23 protein-coding genes are annotated in these 23,550 nt (G+C 36.9%); 12 read left to right on the top strand and 11 right to left on the bottom strand.

Going from position 1 to position 23,550, the window contains the following annotated elements; all coding sequences use genetic code 11:
* Positions 1–226: 226 nt before the first annotated feature.
* Genes ACJJVU_RS09725 through ACJJVU_RS09745 form a run of 5 tightly spaced genes read left to right on the top strand, consistent with a single transcriptional unit; the run spans position 227 to position 4,495 of the window.
* Complete coding sequence (locus ACJJVU_RS09725) at positions 227–811, top strand: TetR/AcrR family transcriptional regulator (protein ID WP_298325070.1); 585 nt, start codon at positions 227–229, stop codon at positions 809–811.
* A gap of 29 nt (positions 812–840) precedes the next feature.
* A complete protein-coding gene (locus ACJJVU_RS09730) occupies positions 841–1,473 on the top strand; it encodes an NAD(P)H-dependent oxidoreductase (RefSeq protein ID WP_405224720.1) in 633 nt (210 codons plus the stop codon).
* 12 nt (positions 1,474–1,485) lie between these two features.
* Entirely contained in the window at positions 1,486–2,484 is a 999-nt protein-coding gene (locus ACJJVU_RS09735) for an NADP-dependent oxidoreductase (RefSeq protein ID WP_405224723.1), read from the top strand.
* A gap of 35 nt (positions 2,485–2,519) precedes the next feature.
* Positions 2,520–3,680 (top strand): iron-containing alcohol dehydrogenase, encoded by a 1,161-nt coding sequence (locus ACJJVU_RS09740; RefSeq protein WP_405224726.1) that lies wholly within the window; start codon positions 2,520–2,522, stop codon positions 3,678–3,680.
* 8 nt (positions 3,681–3,688) lie between these two features.
* On the top strand, positions 3,689–4,495 hold the full coding sequence (locus tag ACJJVU_RS09745; protein WP_405224729.1) for a type 1 glutamine amidotransferase domain-containing protein: 807 nt from the start codon (positions 3,689–3,691) through the stop codon (positions 4,493–4,495).
* Positions 4,496–4,637: 142 nt separating this feature from the next.
* Here the strand turns inward: ACJJVU_RS09745 and ACJJVU_RS09750 are convergent, their stop codons facing one another.
* Together ACJJVU_RS09750 and ACJJVU_RS09755 are read right to left on the bottom strand one after the other, a co-directional pair.
* A complete protein-coding gene (locus ACJJVU_RS09750) occupies positions 4,638–7,130 on the bottom strand; it encodes an ABC transporter permease (RefSeq protein WP_405227496.1) in 2,493 nt (830 codons plus the stop codon).
* A 47-nt stretch (positions 7,131–7,177) separates the two neighbouring features.
* The gene (locus ACJJVU_RS09755) at positions 7,178–7,867 is read right to left on the bottom strand and encodes an ABC transporter ATP-binding protein (protein ID WP_405224732.1); all 690 of its coding nucleotides are present in this window, start codon (positions 7,865–7,867) and stop codon (positions 7,178–7,180) included.
* 26 nt (positions 7,868–7,893) lie between these two features.
* On the opposite strand from ACJJVU_RS09755, the gene ACJJVU_RS09760 reads away from it, so the two are divergent.
* Complete coding sequence (locus ACJJVU_RS09760) at positions 7,894–8,643, top strand: arylesterase (protein WP_405224735.1); 750 nt, start codon at positions 7,894–7,896, stop codon at positions 8,641–8,643.
* Between the two features lie 175 nt (positions 8,644–8,818).
* Positions 8,819–9,559, top strand: a complete 741-nt coding sequence (locus ACJJVU_RS09765; RefSeq protein WP_405224738.1) for an SDR family oxidoreductase — start codon at positions 8,819–8,821, stop codon at positions 9,557–9,559.
* A 66-nt stretch (positions 9,560–9,625) separates the two neighbouring features.
* On the opposite strand, the gene ACJJVU_RS09770 is transcribed toward ACJJVU_RS09765, so the two are convergent.
* The gene (locus ACJJVU_RS09770) at positions 9,626–11,653 is read right to left on the bottom strand and encodes a M13 family metallopeptidase (protein WP_405224741.1); all 2,028 of its coding nucleotides are present in this window, start codon (positions 11,651–11,653) and stop codon (positions 9,626–9,628) included.
* A gap of 45 nt (positions 11,654–11,698) precedes the next feature.
* The gene (locus ACJJVU_RS09775; protein WP_298325043.1) at positions 11,699–12,268 is read right to left on the bottom strand and encodes a hypothetical protein; all 570 of its coding nucleotides are present in this window, start codon (positions 12,266–12,268) and stop codon (positions 11,699–11,701) included.
* 270 nt (positions 12,269–12,538) lie between these two features.
* Between ACJJVU_RS09775 and ACJJVU_RS09780 the strand changes: the two genes are divergently transcribed.
* Complete coding sequence (locus ACJJVU_RS09780; protein ID WP_405224744.1) at positions 12,539–14,179, top strand: hypothetical protein; 1,641 nt, start codon at positions 12,539–12,541, stop codon at positions 14,177–14,179.
* Positions 14,180–14,274: 95 nt separating this feature from the next.
* Here ACJJVU_RS09780 and ACJJVU_RS09785 read toward each other — a convergent pair whose 3' ends face one another.
* The 4 genes from ACJJVU_RS09785 to ACJJVU_RS09800 form a co-directional block, all read right to left on the bottom strand.
* A complete protein-coding gene (locus tag ACJJVU_RS09785; RefSeq protein WP_405224747.1) occupies positions 14,275–15,111 on the bottom strand; it encodes a phospholipase A in 837 nt (278 codons plus the stop codon).
* Between the two features lie 99 nt (positions 15,112–15,210).
* Positions 15,211–16,551 (bottom strand): DEAD/DEAH box helicase, encoded by a 1,341-nt coding sequence (locus tag ACJJVU_RS09790; RefSeq protein WP_405224750.1) that lies wholly within the window; start codon positions 16,549–16,551, stop codon positions 15,211–15,213.
* Positions 16,552–16,630: 79 nt separating this feature from the next.
* The gene (locus ACJJVU_RS09795) at positions 16,631–17,080 is read right to left on the bottom strand and encodes a KTSC domain-containing protein (protein WP_108878813.1); all 450 of its coding nucleotides are present in this window, start codon (positions 17,078–17,080) and stop codon (positions 16,631–16,633) included.
* Between the two features lie 155 nt (positions 17,081–17,235).
* Complete coding sequence (locus ACJJVU_RS09800) at positions 17,236–17,427, bottom strand: cold-shock protein (protein WP_108878812.1); 192 nt, start codon at positions 17,425–17,427, stop codon at positions 17,236–17,238.
* A gap of 430 nt (positions 17,428–17,857) precedes the next feature.
* Here ACJJVU_RS09800 and ACJJVU_RS09805 point away from each other — a divergent pair, with 430 nt between their 5' ends.
* A complete protein-coding gene (locus tag ACJJVU_RS09805) occupies positions 17,858–18,184 on the top strand; it encodes a hypothetical protein (protein ID WP_298325030.1) in 327 nt (108 codons plus the stop codon).
* 214 nt (positions 18,185–18,398) lie between these two features.
* The gene (locus ACJJVU_RS09810) at positions 18,399–18,710 is read left to right on the top strand and encodes a YtxH domain-containing protein (RefSeq protein ID WP_204161779.1); all 312 of its coding nucleotides are present in this window, start codon (positions 18,399–18,401) and stop codon (positions 18,708–18,710) included.
* A gap of 66 nt (positions 18,711–18,776) precedes the next feature.
* Here the strand turns inward: ACJJVU_RS09810 and ACJJVU_RS09815 are convergent, their stop codons facing one another.
* Complete coding sequence (locus ACJJVU_RS09815; protein WP_405224756.1) at positions 18,777–19,709, bottom strand: EamA family transporter; 933 nt, start codon at positions 19,707–19,709, stop codon at positions 18,777–18,779.
* A gap of 161 nt (positions 19,710–19,870) precedes the next feature.
* On the opposite strand from ACJJVU_RS09815, the gene ACJJVU_RS09820 reads away from it, so the two are divergent.
* Together ACJJVU_RS09820 and ACJJVU_RS09825 are read left to right on the top strand one after the other, a co-directional pair.
* Entirely contained in the window at positions 19,871–20,443 is a 573-nt protein-coding gene (locus ACJJVU_RS09820) for a Crp/Fnr family transcriptional regulator (protein WP_405224759.1), read from the top strand.
* Positions 20,444–20,493: 50 nt separating this feature from the next.
* On the top strand, positions 20,494–21,249 hold the full coding sequence (locus tag ACJJVU_RS09825) for an acyl-CoA desaturase (protein ID WP_405224762.1): 756 nt from the start codon (positions 20,494–20,496) through the stop codon (positions 21,247–21,249).
* Here ACJJVU_RS09825 and ACJJVU_RS09830 read toward each other — a convergent pair.
* Both ACJJVU_RS09830 and mqo read right to left on the bottom strand, forming a co-directional pair.
* The gene (locus ACJJVU_RS09830) at positions 21,246–21,746 is read right to left on the bottom strand and encodes a peptide-methionine (S)-S-oxide reductase (protein WP_405224764.1); all 501 of its coding nucleotides are present in this window, start codon (positions 21,744–21,746) and stop codon (positions 21,246–21,248) included. The two genes, ACJJVU_RS09825 and ACJJVU_RS09830, sit on opposite strands and share 4 nt — an antisense overlap.
* Positions 21,747–23,234 carry a malate dehydrogenase (quinone) gene (gene mqo / locus ACJJVU_RS09835; protein ID WP_405224767.1) on the bottom strand — a complete coding sequence of 496 codons (1,488 nt, stop codon included), beginning with the start codon at positions 23,232–23,234 and terminating at the stop codon, positions 21,747–21,749.
* Positions 23,235–23,550: the final 316 nt, after the last annotated feature.

The raw sequence follows: 23,550 nt of genomic DNA on the forward strand, positions 1-23,550 counted from the left end.
AGACTTATGTTAGCCTGTAGCTCATGCTTAAACTTAATTAAATAGTGTGCTTTTTTCACGCTTTCGCGAAAGCGTAACATCCTACTTATCCCCTTTCCTATCTTTTAAACCAGCTCTATTTAAAAAGGATAATTTTTATATCTATTTCTGGTCTTAAATTAAATGTTTGTTAAAAAAGAATGAACGTTCATTTTTGATACTATCTTTGCACCAGCAATAAAATAATATGGCCAAACTTCAAAAAAGTATAGATAAACGTAATGCGCTTGTAAAGGCGACCATAGAGCTTGTAAACAATAATGGTTTTCATGCTACACCTATGAGTAAAATAGCCAAAATGGCAAACGTTTCTCCTGCCACTATCTATTTATATTTTGAAAACAAACAAGACTTAGTAAATAAAACATATATAGAAGTTAAGGCTTCTTATACAGAATATGCATTTGCATCTTACGACGCCACGCTGCCAGTAGAATCAGGTTTTGAGTACATCTGGAAGCGCATTGCAGATTTTAAATTAAAGGAATGTGAGAAAGCAATGTTTCTTGCTCAGTGTGATAACACTCCTATGATTGATGAGGAAAGCAGACAAGAAGGAATAAAGCACTTACAGCCCCTACTCGACTTATGGGAACGCGGTAAAAAGGAAGGAATTATCAAACCATTATCAGATTTTATATTATACGCATATGCAATTAATCCGCTTTCATTTTTAATGATGACCCAAAAGCGAGGAGCATTTCAATTAGATAAAACGCACATGGAAGAAGCTTATCAATCTGCATGGAGTAGTATTAAAGTATGTCAATAAAAAACAACAAGAAACCAAATAATAAGAATATGGATTTATTAGATAAGTTAAACTGGAGATATGCCGCAAAGGCAATGAATGGTAAAAAAGTAGCCGAAGATAAAATTGAAAGAATTTTAGAAGCTACAAGACTTGCTCCTACTTCGAGCGGACTACAACCTTTTGAAGTTATGGTGATTAAAAACCAAGACATCAAAGAACAAATTAGACCTGTAGCATGGAACCAGTCTGTAGTTACGGATTGCTCACACTTGTTAGTTTTTGCTGCTTGGGATACATATACTCCTGAGAGAATCAACTACATGTTTGATCTTACTAATGATATAAGAGGATTTAAAAATGAAGGATGGGAAAACTACCGCCAGATGTTATTAGATTCTTACCCACAAAAAGATGAGCAAGAAAACTTTGAGCACGCTGCGAGACAAGCATATATCGCTTTTTCGCATGCAATCATCGCTGCAGCTTTTGAAAATGTAGATGCAACACCACTAGAAGGTTTTGACGCTACAGAAGTAGATAAAATATTAGGCTTACGCGAAAAGGGTTTACGTAGTGCAGTATTACTTCCTTTAGGATATAGAAAAGAAGATGAAGACTGGCTAGTAAATCTTGTAAAGGTGAGAAAGCCTATGGAAGATATGGTGACTGTAATAGAGTAAAAAGATATAGCGATGACTAAAAGTATATTATTAAAAAGTAGACCAGAAGGAACACCATCTTTATCAAATTTTGAATTTGTTACAGATGAAAAAAACTTATCTGCTGGTTCTGGTGAAATCTTAGTAGAAGCAGCATATGTTTCTGTAGATCCTTATTTGAGAGGTAGAATGAGTGATGCAAAGTCATACATCGCACCCTTTGAAATAGGTAAACCTATACACTCTGGTGTAGTTGCAAAAGTAACAGCATCTAATAATGACGCTTTTAAAGAAGGTGATTATGTTTCGGGAATGCTAGATTGGGCAACTGCTCAAGTGCACACTGGAGAAGGATTGCTTAAAGTAGATCCATCAAAAGCTTCATTAAGTGCGTACCTAGGTATTTTAGGAATGACTGGACTAACAGCTTTTCTAGGGTTACATGAAATAGGAAAACCTGTAGCTGGAGAAACGCTCGTTGTTTCTGGTGCAGCTGGTGCTGTAGGTAGCGTTGTAGGACAGATTGGAAAAATCTTAGGACTGCGTGTAGTAGGAATTGCTGGAACCGATGAGAAGGTAGCAATGCTTAAAGATAAATTTGGCTTTGACGCAGCTATCAATTATAACACTACAGATGATATGGCGGCGGCAATAAAAGCTGCAGCGCCAGATGGTGTAGATGTTTACTTTGATAATGTAGGTGGACCCATCTCTGACGCAGTGCTCGTAAATATTAATCGTTTTGCAAGAATGATTATTTGTGGAGCAATCTCTGTGTACAACAATACAGAAATACCTATGAGTATGAGTGTACAGCCGTTTTTAGTTAAAAATAGCGCACTAATGCAAGGTTTTATTGTCTCGAACTATGCAGAGAAATTTCCTGAGGCTATGAAACAACTGGCTACTTGGTTATCTGAAGGTAAACTTACTTACACGGAAACAGTAGTAGAAGGTTTTGAAAATATCCCAACAGCTTTTATTGATTTATTTGAAGGCAAAAACAAAGGGAAAATGGTCGTAAAGATCTAAAGATTATTGAAAGAAAAAAGAAAAAGAAAAGTACGATGAACAATTTTGAATTTAAGAATCCGACTAAAGTCATCTTTGGAAAGGATACGATTGCAAAGCTGAGTGAAGAAATTCCTGCAGATGCCAAAGTGCTATTATTATATGGTGGTGGAAGTATCAAGAAAAATGGAATTTATGACCAAGTAAAAACAGCGCTATCAAATGTAAATGTTACTGAGTTTGGAGGTATCCCTGCAAATCCTGAGTATGCAGTACTTATGGAAGCGTTAGAGGTAATTAAAGACAAAGAAATTACATATTTACTTGCTGTGGGTGGTGGTTCTGTAATCGATGGAACTAAGTTTTTATCTGCAGCAGCTCTTTATGAAGGAGATACGCCTTGGGATATTCTTACACAGAATATCAAAACTGAGAAAGGAATGCCTTTTGGAACGGTATTAACACTACCAGCTACAGGATCTGAGATGAATTCAGGATCTGTAATTACGAGAAAGGAAACGCAAGAGAAGCTTGCTATGGGAGGTCCAGGATTATTTCCAGTATTTTCTATCTTAGATCCGCAGGTAATTACTTCTATTCCAGAACGCCAGCTAGCAAATGGTCTTACAGACGCATTTACTCACGTTCTTGAGCAATATATGACGTATCCTATAGGTGCGCGTTTACAAGATCGTTTTGCCGAGAGTATCTTACAAACATTAATCGAGGTAGCTCCTACTGTTATTAAAGACCCAACAGATTACAAAGCCGCAGCAGATTTTATGTGGAGTTGTACCATGGCTCTTAATGGATTAATTCAAAAAGGAGTTCCTACAGACTGGGCGGTACATGCCATTGGTCATGAACTTACAGCAATGTTTGGTATTGATCACGCACGCACGCTAGCAGTTATTGCTCCTAGTCACTATAAATTTAATTTTGAAGCTAAAAAAGAGAAATTGGCTCAATATGCAGAACGTGTATGGAATGTAACAGAAGGTAGTATAGATGACAAAGCTTATGCTGCTATCGAAAAGACAGAGGCTTTCTTTAAAGAATTAGGAATAGATACGAAGCTCTCAGATTACACAGAAGATTACGAAGGAACTGCTGAGAAAATTTCTAAGCGATTTACAGATCGTGGCTGGGAAGGATTAGGAGAACACCAATCACTAACTCCAGATAATGTGGAGAAAATAGTCAAAATGGCTTACTAATAACAATTATGAAGATTATACAATCACTAGCACTTGTGCTAACTATTATCACAGCAACAAGCTGTAAGGAATCAAAAACTAAAACAACTTCTGAAAAAGTTTCGGAAGTAACAACAGAAACCAAAAAAGAAAAAGAAATGAACGTTTTATTTGTATTAACATCACACGACCAACTAGGAGACACTGGAAAGAAAACAGGATTTTGGGTAGAAGAATTTGCTGCGCCATATTACTCGTTACTTGACAAAGGTGTAAACATTACAATCGCAACTCCAAAGGGAGGAGCTGCACCTATAGATCCAAGTAGTGACTCTCCAGACGCTGCAACAGAAGCTACAGAGCGTTTTGACAAAGACGAAACTGCAAAAAACCTTATCGCAAACACTAAAGTACTTGCAGATATGAATGCAGACGATTTTGACGCTGTATTTTACCCAGGAGGTCACGGACCATTATGGGATCTTGCAAATGACGCAAAGTCTATCGCACTTATTGAAAAATTCAATAGTCAAGATAAGCCAGTTGCATTCGTATGTCACGCTCCAGCTGCATTAAAAGATGTAAAAGGAACTGATGGAAACCCATTAGTACAAGGTAAAAAAGTAACAGGATTTACTAACACTGAAGAAGAGGCTGTACAACTTACTGAGGTAGTACCTTTCTTAGTAGAAGACATGCTAACTAAAAACGGTGGTATCTATTCTAAAAAGGAAGATTGGGCTGCATATGCAATCCAAGATGGAAACCTTATTACAGGGCAAAACCCAGCTTCATCAGAACTAGTAGCTGAAAAATTATTAGAGAGCATCAAGTAATTGATGTATTTCTTACAAGTGAAAAGGTTGCCGTTTGGCAACCTTTTTTTATGCGGTAAAGTGTGATAATTTTTAATTTGTTTGCTGTAGAAGGGTTACGCTTTCGCGAAAGCGTAAAAACAGAATACATCGTTACTATCTCCTACTCCGCCTTTCTGAGCACCTCAAGGGGAGAACTGTGCAATACACCTCCTATATTACTAAGGCCAATAAACACAACCAATGATGTGATGCCAGGTAGAAATACTAGGAATGGGATTAAAGATGGGACAAATGGCTCTTTAAAGACATATATTGCTAGCATCAAACTACTCACTAATGCCAGTAAGATCCCAACTAAACTTCCCAAAACACCTAAAAAGAAGTACTCAAATGCCGAAATCTTAAGAATCTGCTTGTTTTTTGCACCTAATGTTCGCAGTAGTACGCTTTCTTTAATGCGTTGATATTTACTCGTACGTACAGAACCTATAAGTACGATGATCCCTGTAAGAATACTAAAGAATGCCATAAAATTGATTATCCACGACACTTTGCTCAAGATATCTTCTACCACATTATAAACCTGTCTTAAATCAATAATTGAGACGTTAGGAAATGCCGTGACTAAATCCCGCTGTAATCCCGCCGATTTTTCTTTAGTACCTGCATACGTGGTTAACACATTAAACTGAGGAGCATTCTCAAGTACACCCTTAGGAAAAACGATGGAGAAATTGAGTTGTAATCGTGCCCAATCAACCTTGCGAATACTTCCCACGGTAGTTTCCATAAGCACTCCTTGCACATTAAAAACAATAGGATCACCTACAGTCACATTTGCATCATCTGCAAGATTATCAGAGATGGAAATTGTTATAGGTTCGTTAGGTGCTATAGCGTCTATCCACTCCCCTTCCACAATTTCTTCTGAAGCTATAAGCTCATCCCTGTAAGTAGTTCTAAACTCATGGTTGAGAATCCACTTACGTATTTGTGCGGTACTATCTGTACGTAAGGTGTTTACTAGAATTCCATTAATACTGTGCATACGCATAGTCACTAGCGAAATATTATCAATAACTTGTAAGTCATTAGTTTTGAAAGTAGTGGCTACCTCCTCAACTTGATCTGGCTGGACGTCTAGCGTAATGATATTTGCACTATTTGAGGTGTTGCCTACTTCCGTTTTGGCAAGTAATATATCCTTTGTAAAATAAAGCGTACTTATTAAAAAAGTACCTAAACCTATGGCAACTAGTAATACTAAAGTTTGATTATTAGGTCGGTATAAATTGAGGAGACTCTGGCGCATGGTGAATGACGCTTTCTTGGGGAAGTACTTCTTAACGATGAGCATAGTACCTCTTGCTACTCCAGCTAAAACAGCAAATGTCACGACAACACCGCCTACAAAAGCGAGTGCGAATAAACCATCCTTTAATAACCAAAAGGAAAATAAATACAGTGATACCAAAATAAGCCCTACGACCACTAATCTAGCTTTTGCACTTTCTTGATTAGATGTTTCAGTCACTCTTAACACATCTAATGGAGACACATACCAAGTACGAATAAGTGGTAATAGCGCAAATAAAACAGACATAAATAAACCAAGTAATACTCCCATGATGAGTGGCTGTATGGAAATATTTATGGTCACATCAAAAGGTAAAAACTCTTGTAGGATATAAGGGAATAACTCTTGTAGACCTGCGCCTATGATGGTGCCTATGATTCCACCTATTAATCCAATGCCAGCTATTTGTATCAGAAAAATTAAAAAACTCTGTTTTCTAGATGCTCCCATGCACTTCAAAACAGCGATGGCTTTCAGTTTTTCTTTGATATAGATATTTACAGAACTAGCGATGCCTACGCATCCTAATAAAAGTGCTATAAATGCTGCAAGGTTGAGAAATGCTCCTACATTTTCGTATCGCTGTCCTAAGCGCGCACTGGTACTTGTATGGGTATCTATGTCCGCATTTTCTAATTTGAGAATTGGATCTATGTTTTTTTCTAAAGCTTCAAGATCTATGGACGGTGCTTTATAAAAAAATTGATATTCCTTACGACTACCAAACTGCAATAGCTCCGTCTCTGCAATAAAACGATTAGGGATTATTACGGGCGGTGCAACAGAACTTGATACAGCACTGCTTCCTGGCATAGATATTAACTCCCCAATGATAGGCAACGTGATCGACCCTACTTTGATAGAATCTCCAGGAACCACATTGTACTGTAGCATAAGAGTTGCGTCAACGAGAGCTCCGCCATTACCCTGATAACTAGTTCCTGCGTTTACGGGATTAGTTTGCATAGCTCCATAGAATGGAAAATCGCCTTCTAGCCCTCTTACACGTACCAGTTTTGTTCCTCCATTTTTAGGAAACGCAATCATAGATACAAAGTTTACCTCTGATGCATCTGGTTGAAGCGAGTCTATGATAGCTTGAGCACGCTCGCTTGGAGCTTGTCTACTGTCAATGATATAATCAGCCCCCATGAGGGTTTTAGATTGTCGCTGTATATTTTCTGTAAGATTCTGGCTAAATAGCTGAATGGAAACCACCGCTGCAATTCCCAATATGATGGAAGCCATAAAGAGCAACAAACGCACTTTACTTGCCTTAGCATCCCGCCATGCCATTTTAAACAACCAACTTGTAGCTGCCTTAGTGATTAGTTTTCGATTATTCAAGATGCTGTGGTGCGTTCGTTAGTTAAAATTTGACCTCCTTTTAATCTCAAGATTTGTTGAGTTCTATTTGCTAGATCTAAGTCGTGTGATATAATCACTAAGGTAGTTCCGGCACTTTTGTTTAGTTCAAAAAGGAGTTTTATCACTTTTTCGCCAGTTTCCTCATCAAGATTTCCCGTAGGTTCATCTGCAAAAAGTATTGATGGCTTATTTACGAAAGCTCGTGCAAGAGCGACACGCTGTTGCTCTCCACCAGAAAGTTGGGAAGGATAATGATCTATACGATCAGCTAGACCCACTTGCTCTAGTAGTTCTTTTGCACGTATAGACGCACTTTTGTCTCCCTGAAGTTCAAGAGGTACACTCACATTCTCTATGGCAGTAAGTGTTGGTAATAGTTGGAAATTCTGGAAGATAAAACCTACTTCTTTATTGCGTAATGCAGCACGCTCATCTTCGTTTAATGCACTTAAGTCATGACCGCATAACTCAACAGTACCAGCATTAGGCTGGTCAAGACCTGCACATAAACCTAGCAGAGTCGTTTTACCACTACCTGACGGACCTATGATAGAAAAAGTTTGACCTTTTTCTACTTCAAAATCTATATTTTGTAATACGGTGAGCTGTTTTGAGCCGCTGGTATACGTCTTTTCTAGCCCGCTTATCTTTAATATCTTTGACATGCTTCCTTAAATAAATACAACTAATTATGTTCTCTATAAAATTAACACAATGGTCTTTAAAAAGCCCACAGTCGCTACAATACATTATCACAAAGTTTATTCTTGTTATAATGACGATTTCATTGGCTTCATGTAACAGTAATACGGCTACAAAAGAACAAGTTGTACAAGAGCCCACAATAGCGGTTTCTCAAGAAGAGGTACATGATTCAAATAAAACTCTGCTCTTCTTTGGAGATAGTATTACTGCTGGCTATGGCCTAGATGATACAAATGATGCCTATCCAGCACTCATCCAAAATAAAATAGACAGTTCAAACTTAGATTATGAGGTGATAAATTCAGGCTTAAGCGGAGAAACCAGTGCAGGTGGTCGAAGCAGGATAGATTGGATCCTCAACCAACCAATAGATGTATTTGTGCTCGAACTTGGTGCAAATGACGGCTTACGAGGCGTTGCTGTAGAAGAAACCAGAGAAAACCTTCAAGCTATTATTGATGCTGTACGTGCCAAAAGTCCGTCTACTACTATTGTTCTTGCTGGAATGCAACTGCCTCCTAATTTTGGAGAAGTGTATACATCTAATTTCAAAAACATGTTTTTAGAACTTGCTACCTCAAATGATATAAGCTTGATTCCTTTTATTTTAAAAGACGTGGGCGGTATTAAAGCCCTTAATCAAAATGATGGTATTCATCCTACAGAAGAAGGTCATGAGATTGTTGCCGAAACTGTCTGGGAAACCCTAGAAGAGCTTCTCACCAAAAAGCAATAAACAGTATTGATTATCAGTTATTTGAAAATATAAATATATCGTTATATCATTAATTGCATCTTCTCATTTTACAATGCTCTAATGCGTTAAAACACTCTTATCACCTTCTTAAAATACCATTAAGACCCATGGTAAAGCTGTAAAGTCCACTTAATTTTATAAAAAAAACAAAATTATGGAACTTACAAATAAGACAATAATCATAACAGGAGCATCAAGTGGTATAGGTGAAGCAACCGCACACAAACTAGCATCACACGGTGCAAATGTGGTATTAATGGCTCGTAGTGAAGATAAATTGCAAGAGCTACAAAAAGCAATTACCGATAATGGTGGAAAAGCGATTGTAGCAACAGGTGATGTAACAAGCAAAGAAGATTTTGATAAAGGTGTTGCTGCCGCGGTAAAAGAATATGGCAAAGTAGACGGCCTTATTAATAATGCAGGATTAATGCCATTATCTTTTGTAGAAAAGCTCAAAACAGATGAGTGGATGCAAATGGTAGATGTAAATATAAAAGGAGTATTAAATGGAGTTGCAGCCGTTTTACCAGAACTTAAAAAGAATAAAGGAGGCCATATCATAAACATCTCTTCCATGGCAGCACACCGCTATTTTCCAGGTGGAGCTGTGTATTGCGCTACAAAGAGCGCCGTAAAGATGTTTTCTGAAGGACTACGTCAAGAGTTAGCTCCAGAATATGGAATTAATGTTACCTCTATCGAGCCAGGCGCAGTAAGCACTAGCCTTACTGAGACAATCACAGATGAGGATGTCAAGGAAATAATGGAAGGAATGCAAGAAATGACAACGCTAGAAGCAGAGGATATTGCAAATGCAATTTACTACTCTTTAAGCCAGCCAGCGCGTGTCAATATTAATGATGTGTATATTGTGCCAAGTGAGCAAAAATAAGCTTAGATAAGAATTACAATAGAAATAATGTAGGGTATGCTTTTGCGAAAGCATACCCTATTTTTTTTACCAAATTTCTATACGCTCCTCCTCGGTCTTAAAGTTCTCTTGTCCTTCAGTAACATTAAAGGCTTCGTAAAAAGGCGTAAAGTTCATTAATGGGCCGTTTACACGCCACATAGGTGGTGAGTGTGGGTCTGTAGCAACATAGTTACGCAAATACTCATCTCTTGTCTTTACTCTCCATATACGAGCTACAGACATGAAAAAACGTTGATTAGGAGTATATCCGCCTATAGAGATAGTATCTTTTCCTTGCTCCGTCATTTTAAAAGCATCATAAGCAATTGCGATTCCGCCATTATCTGCAGTGTTCTCACCTACTGTGAGTGCTCCTTTAAGATGCACACTGTCTAAAACGGTAAAAGAATCATACTGCTCGATAATTTGCTGCGTCTTTACCTTAAATTTTGTGTAGTCATCATCCGTCCACCAGTTTGTTACATTTCCATCTTTGTCATACTGCGCTCCTTGATCATCAAAAGCATGTGTAAACTCATGTCCTATTACCATACCTATACCTCCATAATTTACAGCATCGTCTGCATAAAGATCAAAATAAGGCGGCTGTAAGATTCCTGCAGGAAACACTATTTCATTAAGAGATGGGTTATAATATGCTGTAACAGTGGATGGAGTTGTACCCCATTCATCACGATTAGGCGCTTTATTCAATTGTTTAAGTTCGTAGTCATAACTATCTTCACGCAAGTCTACTACGTTTTCAAAAAACTGCCCTCTGTCGATTGAAACATTATACTCGCGCCATACATCTGGATATCCTATTTTCTTGTTGATGGCATATAGCTTTTCTTTAGCTTTTACTTTGGTACTATCACTCATCCATGCTAAGTTTTCAATGCGAACTTCAAGTGCGCTTTGAAAATTATTTACAAGTTCAAGCGCTCTCTTTTTGGCATCCTCATTGAAATAACGCTTTACGTATAGTTGTCCTAATGCAAACCCTATTTGCCTGTCTACATTGCGCACCATACGTTTAGATCGAGATTGTTGCTCAGACTGTCCAGATATCACCTTAGTATAAGCAAATGCCGCATCTTGAAATGGAGTGCTCAACATAGTATCATGACTGCTTATAGAGTGTGCTTTTAGATATAATTTCCATTCCGCTAGTGGCACACTTGATAACATGCTATTTAATGCATCATAATATGCGGGCTGTCTAACGTCAAGCGAGTCTACGCTTGCTCCTAAGTTCTCTAGCATTTTTGACCAACCTATAGCAGGCTGTTTAGCTGCTAGATCTTCAACTGAAAACTTATTGTAGTTATCCTTTATGACTCTGCGCTCGATACGTGTTTTATGAGCGCTAGCAAGTTGTTGTTCTATGCTGTATACTGTTTCCGCTTTCGCGAAAGCGTTATCCTCACCCACTAATTCAAATAGTGTAGCTAAGTACTTTTTATAAGCCTCTTGAATTGCTTTTGACGAGCCATCTTCATTGAAATAATAATCACGGTCAGGTAATCCCAAACCAGTCTGACCAACATGCAAAATATTAATCTTACTATTTTTTTGATCTGGAGATATGTAAGGAGCTACCACCGAATAATCTCCGCTCATAATTTGCGTGCTCACAAAGTGCATCATCTCTGAAACATTACTAATAGACTCAATTCGATCAAGAATAGGTTTCATAGGTTCAATCCCTCGTTTATCAATACTCAAAGTATCCATACCTGAAGCATAAAAATCACCTACAAGTTGCTCTACAGAACCTTTGATATGTGTTTCTGTTGAGACTTCTTCTAAGATATTCTTTAATAACTCTTGCTGTGGAATGTTTAAAAATCTGTAAGCTCCTACTCCTACTTGATCATCTGCAATAACGGCATTGTCATACCATGTTTTATTGACATGATTGTAGAAATTATCTCCCGGTGCAATGGAAGTATCTATACCATCAAAGGCGATAGCTTGTTGCTTTTTCTGAGCTTCGTCTTGACCGTCATTCTTAGTGTTGCAAGAAATTACCAAAACAGCAATGATTGCCGAATAAATGAGATTTTTCATAATGTTATACTTTTAATCTGGATACAATCAATGTAAGAATTAAAATTAGTCTTCTGATCCCCAAGGTGCGTCTGGAGTTTCTATAGGATTTGTGAGATCCATAACCACTGTAAATAGTCGATCTGTACCCAGTCTTCTTAAATTATATGTAAATGAAGTTTCATCTACGGTGATCCACCATACATTAGTCGCTGCTCCCGGAATCATTTGCTGTGTGTGGACATCTGCAGGAAAAAATTGAATATTAGCTTTTCCAGCATTACTAGCAGTACCTCCATAGAAGTTTACGTCATCCTCGCTGCCATCTTCATGACGATGATCATGTTTTAATGAGATAATACCGTCATTCATAGTAAGTATCCACGTACGTGACTTATCATCACCTACAAAAAACGGAATTCTAATCTCGTTTTCATTGCAAGAACGTACATGCATAGTGAGTTGTTTACCTCCAAAGGCTTTATCTTCTTTAGGTTTTTCAAGTACTCCTTGATATGCTTTACCACAATGCGCCTTGAGCGTATCCCAAAATTGTTGAGAAGGTACATCTGATTGAGCAGAGGCAGAAAATGAAATTAAACCGATTACGAGGAGAAAAAGAAGATTTTTTATCATTCTCAAATGTAATTAAATTAAGTAAAGTGTAAATATTTAATATTTTAGGGCCACTGTAAAAAGTTTTACATCAGCACTTTGTAAATTTAAAATTTGATGTTTTGATGAATATGTGTATTACGTCTGATATAATGAGATATTCATCATGTTATATAAGGAATTCCTTTGATACCAAGAAGCATATTCTTACATTAAAAAAATGTGTGTTATGCGTATCTTGCGTGTAATGTTAGGATCCCAAATCAACACATTGAATTTTAAGATTACACTATGAACTACAAAAATCACCTACTCGCATTAGCTTGCACCATACTCGGTAATTTAACGTTAACTGGGCAAGTTGGAATAGGTACTACCTCTCCAGACGCATCAAGTATGCTCGATATCACTTCCACAGAAGCTGGAATTCTCATTCCAAGAATGACAGAAACTGAGAAAGAAGATATTGACTCTCCAGTAAAAGGACTGTTGGTTTTTCAAGATGATGGAAATGAGGGATTTTGGTATTTTGATGGAACTATATGGGTGCCTATTGATAATAAGGGAGAGTTTATAAGTATAGGTGGTGTTATAAGAAATACCACAAATAGAAAGGTTGACGACTTTGTAGTAGGAAGCACTACTCTTGAAAATATCGCTGGAGGTGATGATGATAGACGTCTATTTTTTGATAAAAGTAGAGGAGCCTTTAGAGCTGGATATAATGATGATGACTCATGGGATGATGCAAACCGAGGAAATTACAGCGTCGCACTAGGCTTTAATAGCGTAGCTAGTGGAACGTTTTCGACAAACATAGGACGTGGTGGTGACACTTCTGGAGATTATGCAGTCTCGATAGGTCGTGAAAATACAGTATCAGGAGCAAATGCTACTAGTTTCGGGTACATTAACGAATCCTCTGCTGCTTATGCAACAACTTTTGGTAGAGGAAATGTTGCAAGCGGTGAGTATGCAATGGCTGGTGTTCTTGCTAGTAAAGCCACTGGATTGCATTCCGTAGCTCTTGGAAATACAAGTACCGCTTCTGGTGAGAACTCATTTGCTTTAGGACGTCTTAATCAGGCTTCTGGACTAAATAGTATTGCCTTTGGATTTACGAATGTTGCAGATAAGGAAGGAGCTATTGCTATGGGAAATGTTAATAGAGCTAATGGTGATCGTAGTGTTGCTTTAGGTAATAACTTGCTTGCGCGTTCTTATAGTGAAGTTGCCGTTGGTTTATACAACACAGATTATACACCTGCATCCACATCATTAACCGTAGGTGAAGATCGAATTTTTAGTGTAGGAAACGGTTTTAGAACTGGTGGTGTTACCACATTCAATAATGCACTAACCATCTTAAAAAATGGACATGTAGGTATAGGAACAGATAATCCAGGAGAAGCCTTGGAAATTCATGGTGATGACAACTTTAGTGGTGATGCAGATTTTGATGCTCACAGTTATGGTACCAATATTACCTCATTTCACATCCGTAGTGCTTTTGGAACACAAAACAATCCACAAGCCGTTTCTGGTAAGGCTAATGCAAATTACTATAACATGGAAGCTCAAGGATATGATGGTACTGCATACAGAAATGCATCTGCTATAAGAATGGGTTCTATGGCAAATAATCTTACTGGAGCCTCAGACATGCCAGGACGTATTGACTTTCACACTTCAACAGACGGTACTATCGACAATAAACTTAGAGTTCGTATTGATGACAATGGAAATGTTGGGGTAAATACTGGAAACGCTGTTCTCACAGAAAAATTAGAAGTTAACGGTAAGATAAAAGCGGTGGATGTTAACTTTTCTGGGTTGCCTGTTTTTGCAAGTGATGCTGCTGCAGGAACTGGCGGACTTACTCAAGGTGATATGTATAGAACAGCAGGTGGAGCTTTAAGGATTAAGCTATAGATTATTGTTGTTTTCCTCAATCTTATTGAAAGCTCTTTAAATCAACAAGCGCTCTAAGTTGACTGGATAGCTGGTTCTGTTTTATAGAAAAGCTTCTATTTCCTATTCCTAAACCAATTAAACTCTGTACTCTTAATCACATAGCCTAGTCTGATAATACTACTAGATTTTTGAAAATCAAGTAATGACTCTGCTTGACCTAAATACCACTCAAGCATGATGTGTTGGTTAAGTTTACTTGTTTTAAAAGGGTTGTAATATAATCTAGAGCGCACTACACCTCTGCCATCAAAACCTAGTCCTTTACGTAGCATAAGATTTAACGTGAGCTTATCATGCTTAATCTCATGATTAATATGCACTTCCCCTACTCCTACATATTCTAATAAGTCTGCATTACTTTCTTGGTAACCAAAAGGCAACCAGAGCTCAAATCGTGCTGTAGTATTTTTAAAAAGAGGTGTTGTGTATCCAGCGGTAATACGATTCCAACTGCGAGAAGATATACTGTCTCTGCCGTTAGATTCATGCTCAAATTCAAGTGATGCTATACCTCTTAATTGATTATCCTTATTGAAAATCGCTTTACCTATCGCGATAGACGGATTGAAATTAACATCTCTAAAAGGTAATGACTCCTTATAAATATTCCAGAATGCCTTTTGTGTATACGTCAAGTATAAATAAGACTCGAAGGGAAGTAAATCTCTCGAGATTATCTGTTTGAAACTTACTTGATACTTAGCATCTGCGCTATTGCGATCTATATCTCTATTAGTAGGTAAGCCCGTTACAAAGTAATTGTCTTGGTAACTAGAAAATGAAGGCAATCCTTGTAAAGAATCATTAAACTTATCACGTGTGATTTCTTGTCCAAAAGAAACGCCGTAAGACAACAGCAGAACAATTATGAATAGTTGTTTTTTCATCATTTTAAGATATGAAATTACTAATGTAAAAGCTAAGCTATGGTAATTTGGATACTTAAACCGACTTAACAGAAGAAAACAACAGCTTCTTGTCTTTAAAACTTATTTTTTCTTCTTCTTTTTTGGAAGTGCCTTAGGTTCGATACTTTTAAGAGCAGATGCAATGCGCTCTGCCATAAGTTTATCAATAAGTTCTTCCTTTGTCAAGTGATGAAACACTGCGTGAACGCTTTCTTTTAGCTCTGCAGCAATTTCTCTGTTAGGCTTGGTTTTGAAGATTTTCTTGGCCCAAAGTACCGTATTATTATCCTCAATTTGTTGTGGTGATGCTTTCGCGAAAGCGGAAAAAGAAATACCAAGCTCATGTTCAAACTCAGGAATCTCTTTTACTTCCTCTTCTTGTAAAATAGTAAGTGCATATCCAGTTGCACCAGCACGAGCTGTACGACCACTTCTGTGTACATACATATCGTAAAATTCTGGAAGGTGGTAATTTACTACGTATTCAACACCCTTCACATCAATACCTCTAGCAGCAAGATCTGTTGCTACAAGAATGTCAATGTGCCCTTCTCTAAACTGGCCCATCATACGGTCACGTATAGGCTGGCTTAAACTTCCATGGATTGCGCCAGAGGAAAATTTATTAATCGCTAGATTTTTGGCTAGTTTATTAACTGCTGCTTTTGTTTTACAAAAGATGATACCTCTCTGCCCTATTCTTGAGTTCAAGAAATGCATTAAAACATCTAGTTTTTCAATAGGCTCAACAACTACATATTCATGTGTAATTTTCTGACTACCTAGGGTTGCAATTTCAGCGCTAACTTCTATTGGGTTCTTAGAAAGATAGTTTTGAACTATTTGTTTGATTGCTCCTGGCATGGTAGCAGATAATAGAAAAGTCCTTCTATTATTAGGCATAGCAGTAACAATCGTATCTAGACTATCTTTAAGAGAGCTTACCATCTCATCTGCCTCATCAAGCACAAGATAATTTGCTTGCGTAATATTGATAGCCTGGCGTTCCATAAGATCTATAAGACGTCCAGGTGTTGCTACAATAATTTGAGCAGGTTCCTTAAGTCGTTCTATTTGATCTTTTACAGGTACACCTCCATAAAAAACGGCAGTGCTTACCTCAGGAAGATGTGCAGCAAGTGCCGCAATGTTAGATTGTATCTGTTGCCCTAATTCCCTTGTAGGAACAAGAATAACTGCTTGCGTAGTTGGGTTAGTGCGATCTATAAGCTGTAATAACGGTACCCCAAAGGCTACCGTTTTTCCAGTCCCAGTTTGTGCGAGCGCTATGACATCCTTTTTAGACGTGAGCATTGCAGGTATAGCCTGCTGCTGTATATCTGTAGGAGAAGTAATCTCTAGTGATTTTAAGGCTTCTTGGATAGCATCCATTACACCTAATGCTGTGAAAGTACTTGTCATAGTCTCAATATTTATTAAATAATAATCTCCTATTTACTGTAATGTACAATGACTATCTCAGTAAAAGGATATAGTAATCTTATGCTTCTTGTAAGTGTCTTTTAGACTTACGGTAGTTATGCTTAGGGTAAATATTGCGCTTTGCAAAACGATTAAGGTTTCCAGCATTTACCATTTTAATATAAATAGGCTTCGTAACTCCAAAGTACTCATAAGTAGTCCCATCTGTAAATGTGATTTCTAGTAGTAATCCTTTGTGCTGGTAATCTGCGATAGCGGCATTTGTTATCGTCTCTGTGTAAGCTTCTAAATTTGCAGCTTTGGTCTCTGGTGCCATGCTTACTAGAAAGTGGTAACCATCAATAATGCGACGGCTTTGTATCTCTGCTTCCTCTTGTTTTGCATCACCATCTTGAAATTTATCTGGGTGCCATTCTTTTACAAGGTTGCGGTAGCTCTTTTTGAGCATTTTAAGATCAATTTCTTTTTCAACTCCAAAGAGTTTCTTGTATTCATTTATTCTCTTCATAATCAGGGCTTTTATCAGAGCGCGAAAGTACTTCTTTTTAATGTAATTTAATAAATTATAAAAAGTTAATAGCAAGGACACTATAAATTAAGAGTAAACAAAAAAAAGCCCGTCAGTTATGACGGGCTTTTCTCTTAATTGAAAGTATATATAACTTAGATAACTTTTACGTTAACTGCATTTAATCCTTTGTTACCTTCTTTAAGGTCAAACTCCACTTCGTCACCTTCTCTAATCTCATCGATTAATCCAGAAATGTGTACAAAATGGTCTTTTTCAACTCCTTCTTCTGTTATGAATCCAAAACCTTTAGTGTCGTTGAAAAATTTTACTGTTCCTTTACTCATTGTATTATAATTTAATTTATTAATACTTAGTGATAAACAAAGATGGTGCCACAATCTACAATCATCAATCATCAATTTATATCCTATAACTCAAAATGCATCAAAGGTCATTTACTGTACTACAATAGGACACAATTCTTTTAAGATATTTTTTTGAAATAAAAATATGGCCTTTAAGAAACACGATAGCAATAAAGTAATTTACAACTCGTAATGAACGCTTATCTAAACATCTAAAAATAAGATAATTACCACTAATCAAAACGCATTACAACAAACTTAAATTGCATAGATTTTTAAAGGATTTTAAATAGTTCTGGACAACAGACCATTATTACATTTATCGTTAAACTATTTATAAAACGTTCAGCCTTAGATTTTTGTTAACACTTTAGATTTTAAATTTACGAAACCAAAAACATCAAAAGCTATGCAACACTCAAACAACACCATCTTAAAAAGTCTCAATGATTTAATTGAATATTCAACAGATTTTAGATTTCAACGTAGTGCTAGCTTTCAACAGCTTCACATTGCATTGATCAAACATTTTTTTAACGCATCATCTGTTGTCTTAGATATTGATACAAATAGCGTTTGTTTAGGAATAGATGTATTAAACAAAGGTGCCGAAGTGACTATAGAGTTTGATAATCTAGAAAAATTCTTAAAGTCATGTATTCGCAATAAGCCAAGTAACATGGCATTTTATAAAAATATACTACACTACTACGCAAGTAATGCGGCAGTAGCTTAATAGTAATTAAAAGCGGTTCTTATTGAGTCGCTTTTTTTATGCTTTCGCGAAAGCGTAAAATCAAAAAATAACATATAACCATCACTTGTTAGTTCTTAAAAAACAGGTGATTATTGCCAAAAATGTATTAATTAAAACACAATCTAATCATAGTTTTATTGCTAGCTCAAATTTGTCATTATCTTTATATCACAACAATCAAACCCACTTAATTATGAATAATAACACAAAAGGTATATTAGGACTAATCGCTGTAGCAGCAGGAGCTTTAGGATTATATAAGTACAAGAAAATGTCTCCTGAAGAGAAAGCAGCTTTAAAAGACAAAGCAAGAAAAGCTGGAGACACTCTAAAAGAAAGTTATAATGAAGTTGAAGATCAAGTGTCTGAAAAACTTACAAGCTTAAAAAACGCTTTAGAGCGCGAGACTGCAAAAGCTAAGAACTCTGTAAATAGAAATATAGATCACGCAGAAGATGTAATTGACATCACTGCAGAGAATATTGAAAAGACAGTAAAGTCATAAAACAATTTAAAGTAAAAAAAAGTCCCATCTACACGATGGGACTTTTTTTTGTTTCCAAGAGTTTGATTATACCCTACCCCTTCTAAAACGCATCTTCTTTGTTTGCGTCTTATCATTTTTACGTACGCTATTTATAAAATATACACCGCTTAGCAAGACACATGCTGCAATAATAGACTGAGTAGTTACATTTTCATCTAGAAAATACCAACCTAAGAATAAAGCAACAACAGGATTTATATATGCAGAGGTTGCCACTTTTTCTGTTGAAACATTTTTAAGTAAGTAATTAAACGAAGTAAATGCCGCTATTCCTCCAAAAACAATAAGGCATACCATAGATATCTGTGCGCGCGAACTCCAATCTACAGGAGAGCTCCATGTTTCTCCTATAATAAAACTCCATGTCCACAATAAAATACCAGCACTTACCATTTGATAACCAGTAGTAATAAAAAAGTTTTTAGGTAAGTCTGCTTGCGCTACAAACAAACTCCCTATACTCCAACTCAAAATACAGGTAAATATCATTATAATTCCTAGAGTTGCTCCTTCTTGCATAGCGATCTCCCTTTGAGAAACTAGTAAGTACATCCCTATTAACCCTAAAACTACACCAATGATTGATTTGAGCTTTAATCCCTTTTTCTGAACGATACGCATTAACAAAAGAATAGACAACGGCTGTAATGCTGCTAGTAGCGCGGCAAATCCGCTATCCACATACTTAAGTGACCATACAAAAACTCCGTTACCATACACGAGAAAGAAAAAACCAGCGAGTACAGAGTTGCGCAGTTGTTTCCTAGTTATTTTAAGTGATTTACCGCTTAGTCCCGCAATGAGAAAGATTATAAGACCTGCAGTGGTAAAACGTAAACCTGCCAGCATAAATGCAGGAACTTCGCTTACTACAATTTTATTCCACAGATAAGTTGATCCCCAAAAAACATAAATAGAGAAAAAAGCGAGAATAGCTAGATAGGTTTCCTTCTTCATTATAAGGCCTTAAATAGTTTAAAATTTATAAGTTACGAACTTAGCTATTTTATGCATACGGAGTGTATCTTTATTTTTAAATAAAACAACAATAGAATTTGTAATTTATTCAAGTAAACTGCGCTCTTGAGTAGTATCTTTACTCTTATTTATAAACCATCTTGGACGAAATACGCACCTATATAAACCAGTTTGCTCCCGTATCTGATATAGATTGGGAACTTTTTACGTCAAAGCTTGTAGAACGCACGTTTAAAAAGAAAGAAACCATTCTTAAAGCTGGTGTAACAGAAAACTACATTTCCTTTATTAAGGAAGGTTCTGTACGTTTATTTATACCAAAGGAATCATCAGACAAAGAAATCACCTTTGGTTTCTGCTTTGAAAACCAGTTTGTAAGTGCCTACGATTCATTTTTAGTTCAAGAACCATCTAACCACTCTGTACAAGCCCTCGAAGACACTGTGATTTTGAGCGTTTCATATAAAGATCTACAAGAAATTTACGAGAAAACTGCTATAGGCAATCTTATAGGCAGACTCACTGCCGAAAATCTTTTTATTACAAAATCAAAAAGACTACAATCACTCCTAGATCAAACTGCCGAAGAGCGTTATTTGAGCATCTTTAAAGAACGCCCTCAGTTACTTAAGGAAATTCCGCTTAAATATATAAGCTCTTACATAGGCGTGACACCACAGGCTTTAAGCCGCATACGCAAGCGTATTACTTGATACAGGTTCATTGTCTGGCATCATTTGTGAAAGTACCTTTGTAAAAAAAAATGCTTATAATATTCTTTATAGTAATCCTCTGGTATAGCGGATTATTTTTTCAGTCATTCTTTCTCCATAGATATGCTGCTCACCAGACATTTACAATGTCTAAAACCACAGAAAAAATCACTTTTATATTAACCTGGCTTTTTCAAGGACCAAGTTACTTAAGTGCTTATGGTTATGGGATTATGCACCGTATGCATCATGCTTATACAGACACAGAAAAAGATCCCCACTCCCCTTCTTATGATGCAAACCTATTTGCAATGATGTGGAAGACTAAGACTATTTATCAAGATATAAATAATGATCGTATTGAGGTAGATCCTAAGTTTAAGAAAAATGTACCACAGTGGAAGAGTTTTGACAACTTCGCTAGCTCGCGCTTATCACGCTTACTTTGGGTAGGTTTATATATCGCTTTCTTTGCCGTATTTGCAACAGCTTGGTGGCAATGGTTATTATTACCTGTTGCCTTTGCAATGGCTCCTATACATGGAGTGATTATCAACTGGTTTGGTCACATTCTAGGGTACACAAACTTCAAGACTAAGGACACTTCTAAAAATTTATTTCGCTTTGACTTCTTAATGATGGGTGAAGCATATCATAATAACCACCACAAATTTGCGGCTAGACCTAACTTTGGAGGTGTGCATTGGTATGAGATTGATGTTACTTATGTAATTATGAAAGTATTGCACCGCACAGGAGTGATAAAGATGAAACCTATCACGATAGACGTACACTCGCACCATTAAAAATCGACCATTCTGTGAGCAAACGTATTCTTAAGTTCCCCCAGCTTAGGTGATATGTAACGCTCACAGAAGGGTTTATTTGGATTTTTCTTATAGTAATTTGTAATCTCTTCTCTTGAAGGATTAAAGTCTTTAAAAGGCATTACGGCAGTAATTATTTTCTCTTCGCTGCTTTTTTGTAATGTTTTCAATACCGCTTTCGCGAAAGCGTTATCCTCCTCATTATAAACATATACTGCAGATCGATACGTATCTCGCATGCTGTGCATTTTTGTACTCTTATGCGTGAGAAGGTGAATTTCAATTAATACCTCCAGAGGTATAACGCTCCTATCATAATGCACAATAACAGCTTCAGAAAAGGAAGCGTGTATTCCAGTTGAAGCAATATATCCTTGCGCTACAGTCAGAACACCACGCAATGATTGGAAAACCGCCTCTGTACACCAGTGACAGCCACCTCCTAATCCTATTTTATGTATTTCCTTATCTTTCAATTAGTCTAGGTTCAATAAAGCAGACGTTCGTTTTAACTCTTGATTAAAGTGCTCCTTGGTTATCTCCTGCTTGTAGCTAGGTACAATCTCGCTTAATCGTTGTTTACCCTCAGCTGTTTCCATAATCTCTGGGAAGGCCTTCTCTAGTACGTCTAGCATAATTCTAGGCGCTGTAGACGCTCCTGGCGATGCACCAAGTAAACAAGTAATTTTCCCATCAGATCCGCTTACGATTTGAGTCCCAAATTCAAGCTTCCCTCCTGCAAATTCATCTCGTTTTATAGTCTGTACTCGCTGTCCAGCTACTTCTATGCGCCAGTCTTCATTTTTTGCATCTTTTATAAAAGTGCGTAAGTCTTTCATACGGTCGTCAAAGTTCATGGTAATCTGACCTATCAAATATTTAGTCAAATCTAGATTGTGCCAGAAGGCACCTAGCATAGAAGGTATATTTTTAAACGTTACACTATCAAGTAGGTCAAAATTAGATCCTTCCTTTAAAAATTTAGGACTAAAACCAGCAAAGGGGCCAAACATTAATTGCCGCTCTCCATCTACATATCTAGTATCTAGATGCGGCATGCTCATAGGTGGCGCGCCCTCGCCTGCCTTGCTGTACACCTTTGCATAATGCTGATTTATGATTTCCTTGTTTTTACAAACAAGCCATTCTCCACTTACGGGAAATCCTCCAAAACCATCTTTCTCTTCTATTTCAACAGTTTCTAGCAATAGCAAAGCACCACCACCTGCACCTATAAATATATGATCTGCCTCTATAGATTGCTTAGTTCCTGTTTTTAAATCTTTTGTAATTGCCGTCCAATTCCCATTTTCAAGCGGATCGAGATCCTTTACTTCTTTATGGAAATGGACAGGTGTATCAAATTCTGTTTCTAGAATCTCATATAATCGCTTTGTAAGTACGCCAAAGTTAACTTCTGTCCCTCGATCTATGCGCGATCCTGCCATTACCTCACCCTCTGTGCGCTCTCTCATGATAAGCGGAAACCACTCCTTCATTTTTGACACATTGCGAGTAAACTCTATAGTATCAAACATAAAGTGATCTTTAAACGCCTCATAACGCTTCTCTAGATAATCTGCGTTTTTTTCTCCAGTCACCCAACTATGATGAGGAATAGGCTTTAAAAATGCCTGAGGATCCTCTATTAGACCTTCTTCTACGAGATGCGCCCAGAACTGTTTTGTGATTTCAAACTGTTCACAGATTTTGATTGCCTTATCAATAGAAACAGAACCATCACTTTCCTCTGGACAATAATTGAGTTCGCAAAGAGCAGAATGACCCGTTCCTGCATTATTCCAAGCAGCCGAACTTTCTTGAGCTACATCTCCAAGTCGTTCTAGAATTAAGATGCTCAACTCTGGTTTTAGCATCTTGGCCAGTAACGCCAGATTTGCACTCATAATTCCTCCGCCTACACAAATGAGGTCGTAATGTTGTTTTGGGATAGCTCCAGTCATAGTAAATTTTTACACTCTAAAGATATTAATAAGCTCGTTGAGTTTGAGTAAAACATCAAAAAAGAATGAGTCGGTAAAGATTCTAAATGATAACAATTACGCTTTCGCGAAAGCTTAAAATGGCAACACAAAAATCTCACACATATCATGAATTTACACTTTTAGTCTTGTCTAAAAATTAAGCTAATACAGCAATCAAAATCCTCAAAATGACTACTCTTTCCACTATGCAGTTATCATCATAAATTAACTTAAAATCTCTGATACCAATCTTAAATAGCTATTCTTTATGATTAAATAATAGCTTTAAAAATAT

Source organism: Dokdonia sp. Asnod1-B02, from assembly GCF_045063955.1.
Taxonomy (GTDB): Bacteria; Bacteroidota; Bacteroidia; order Flavobacteriales; family Flavobacteriaceae; genus Dokdonia.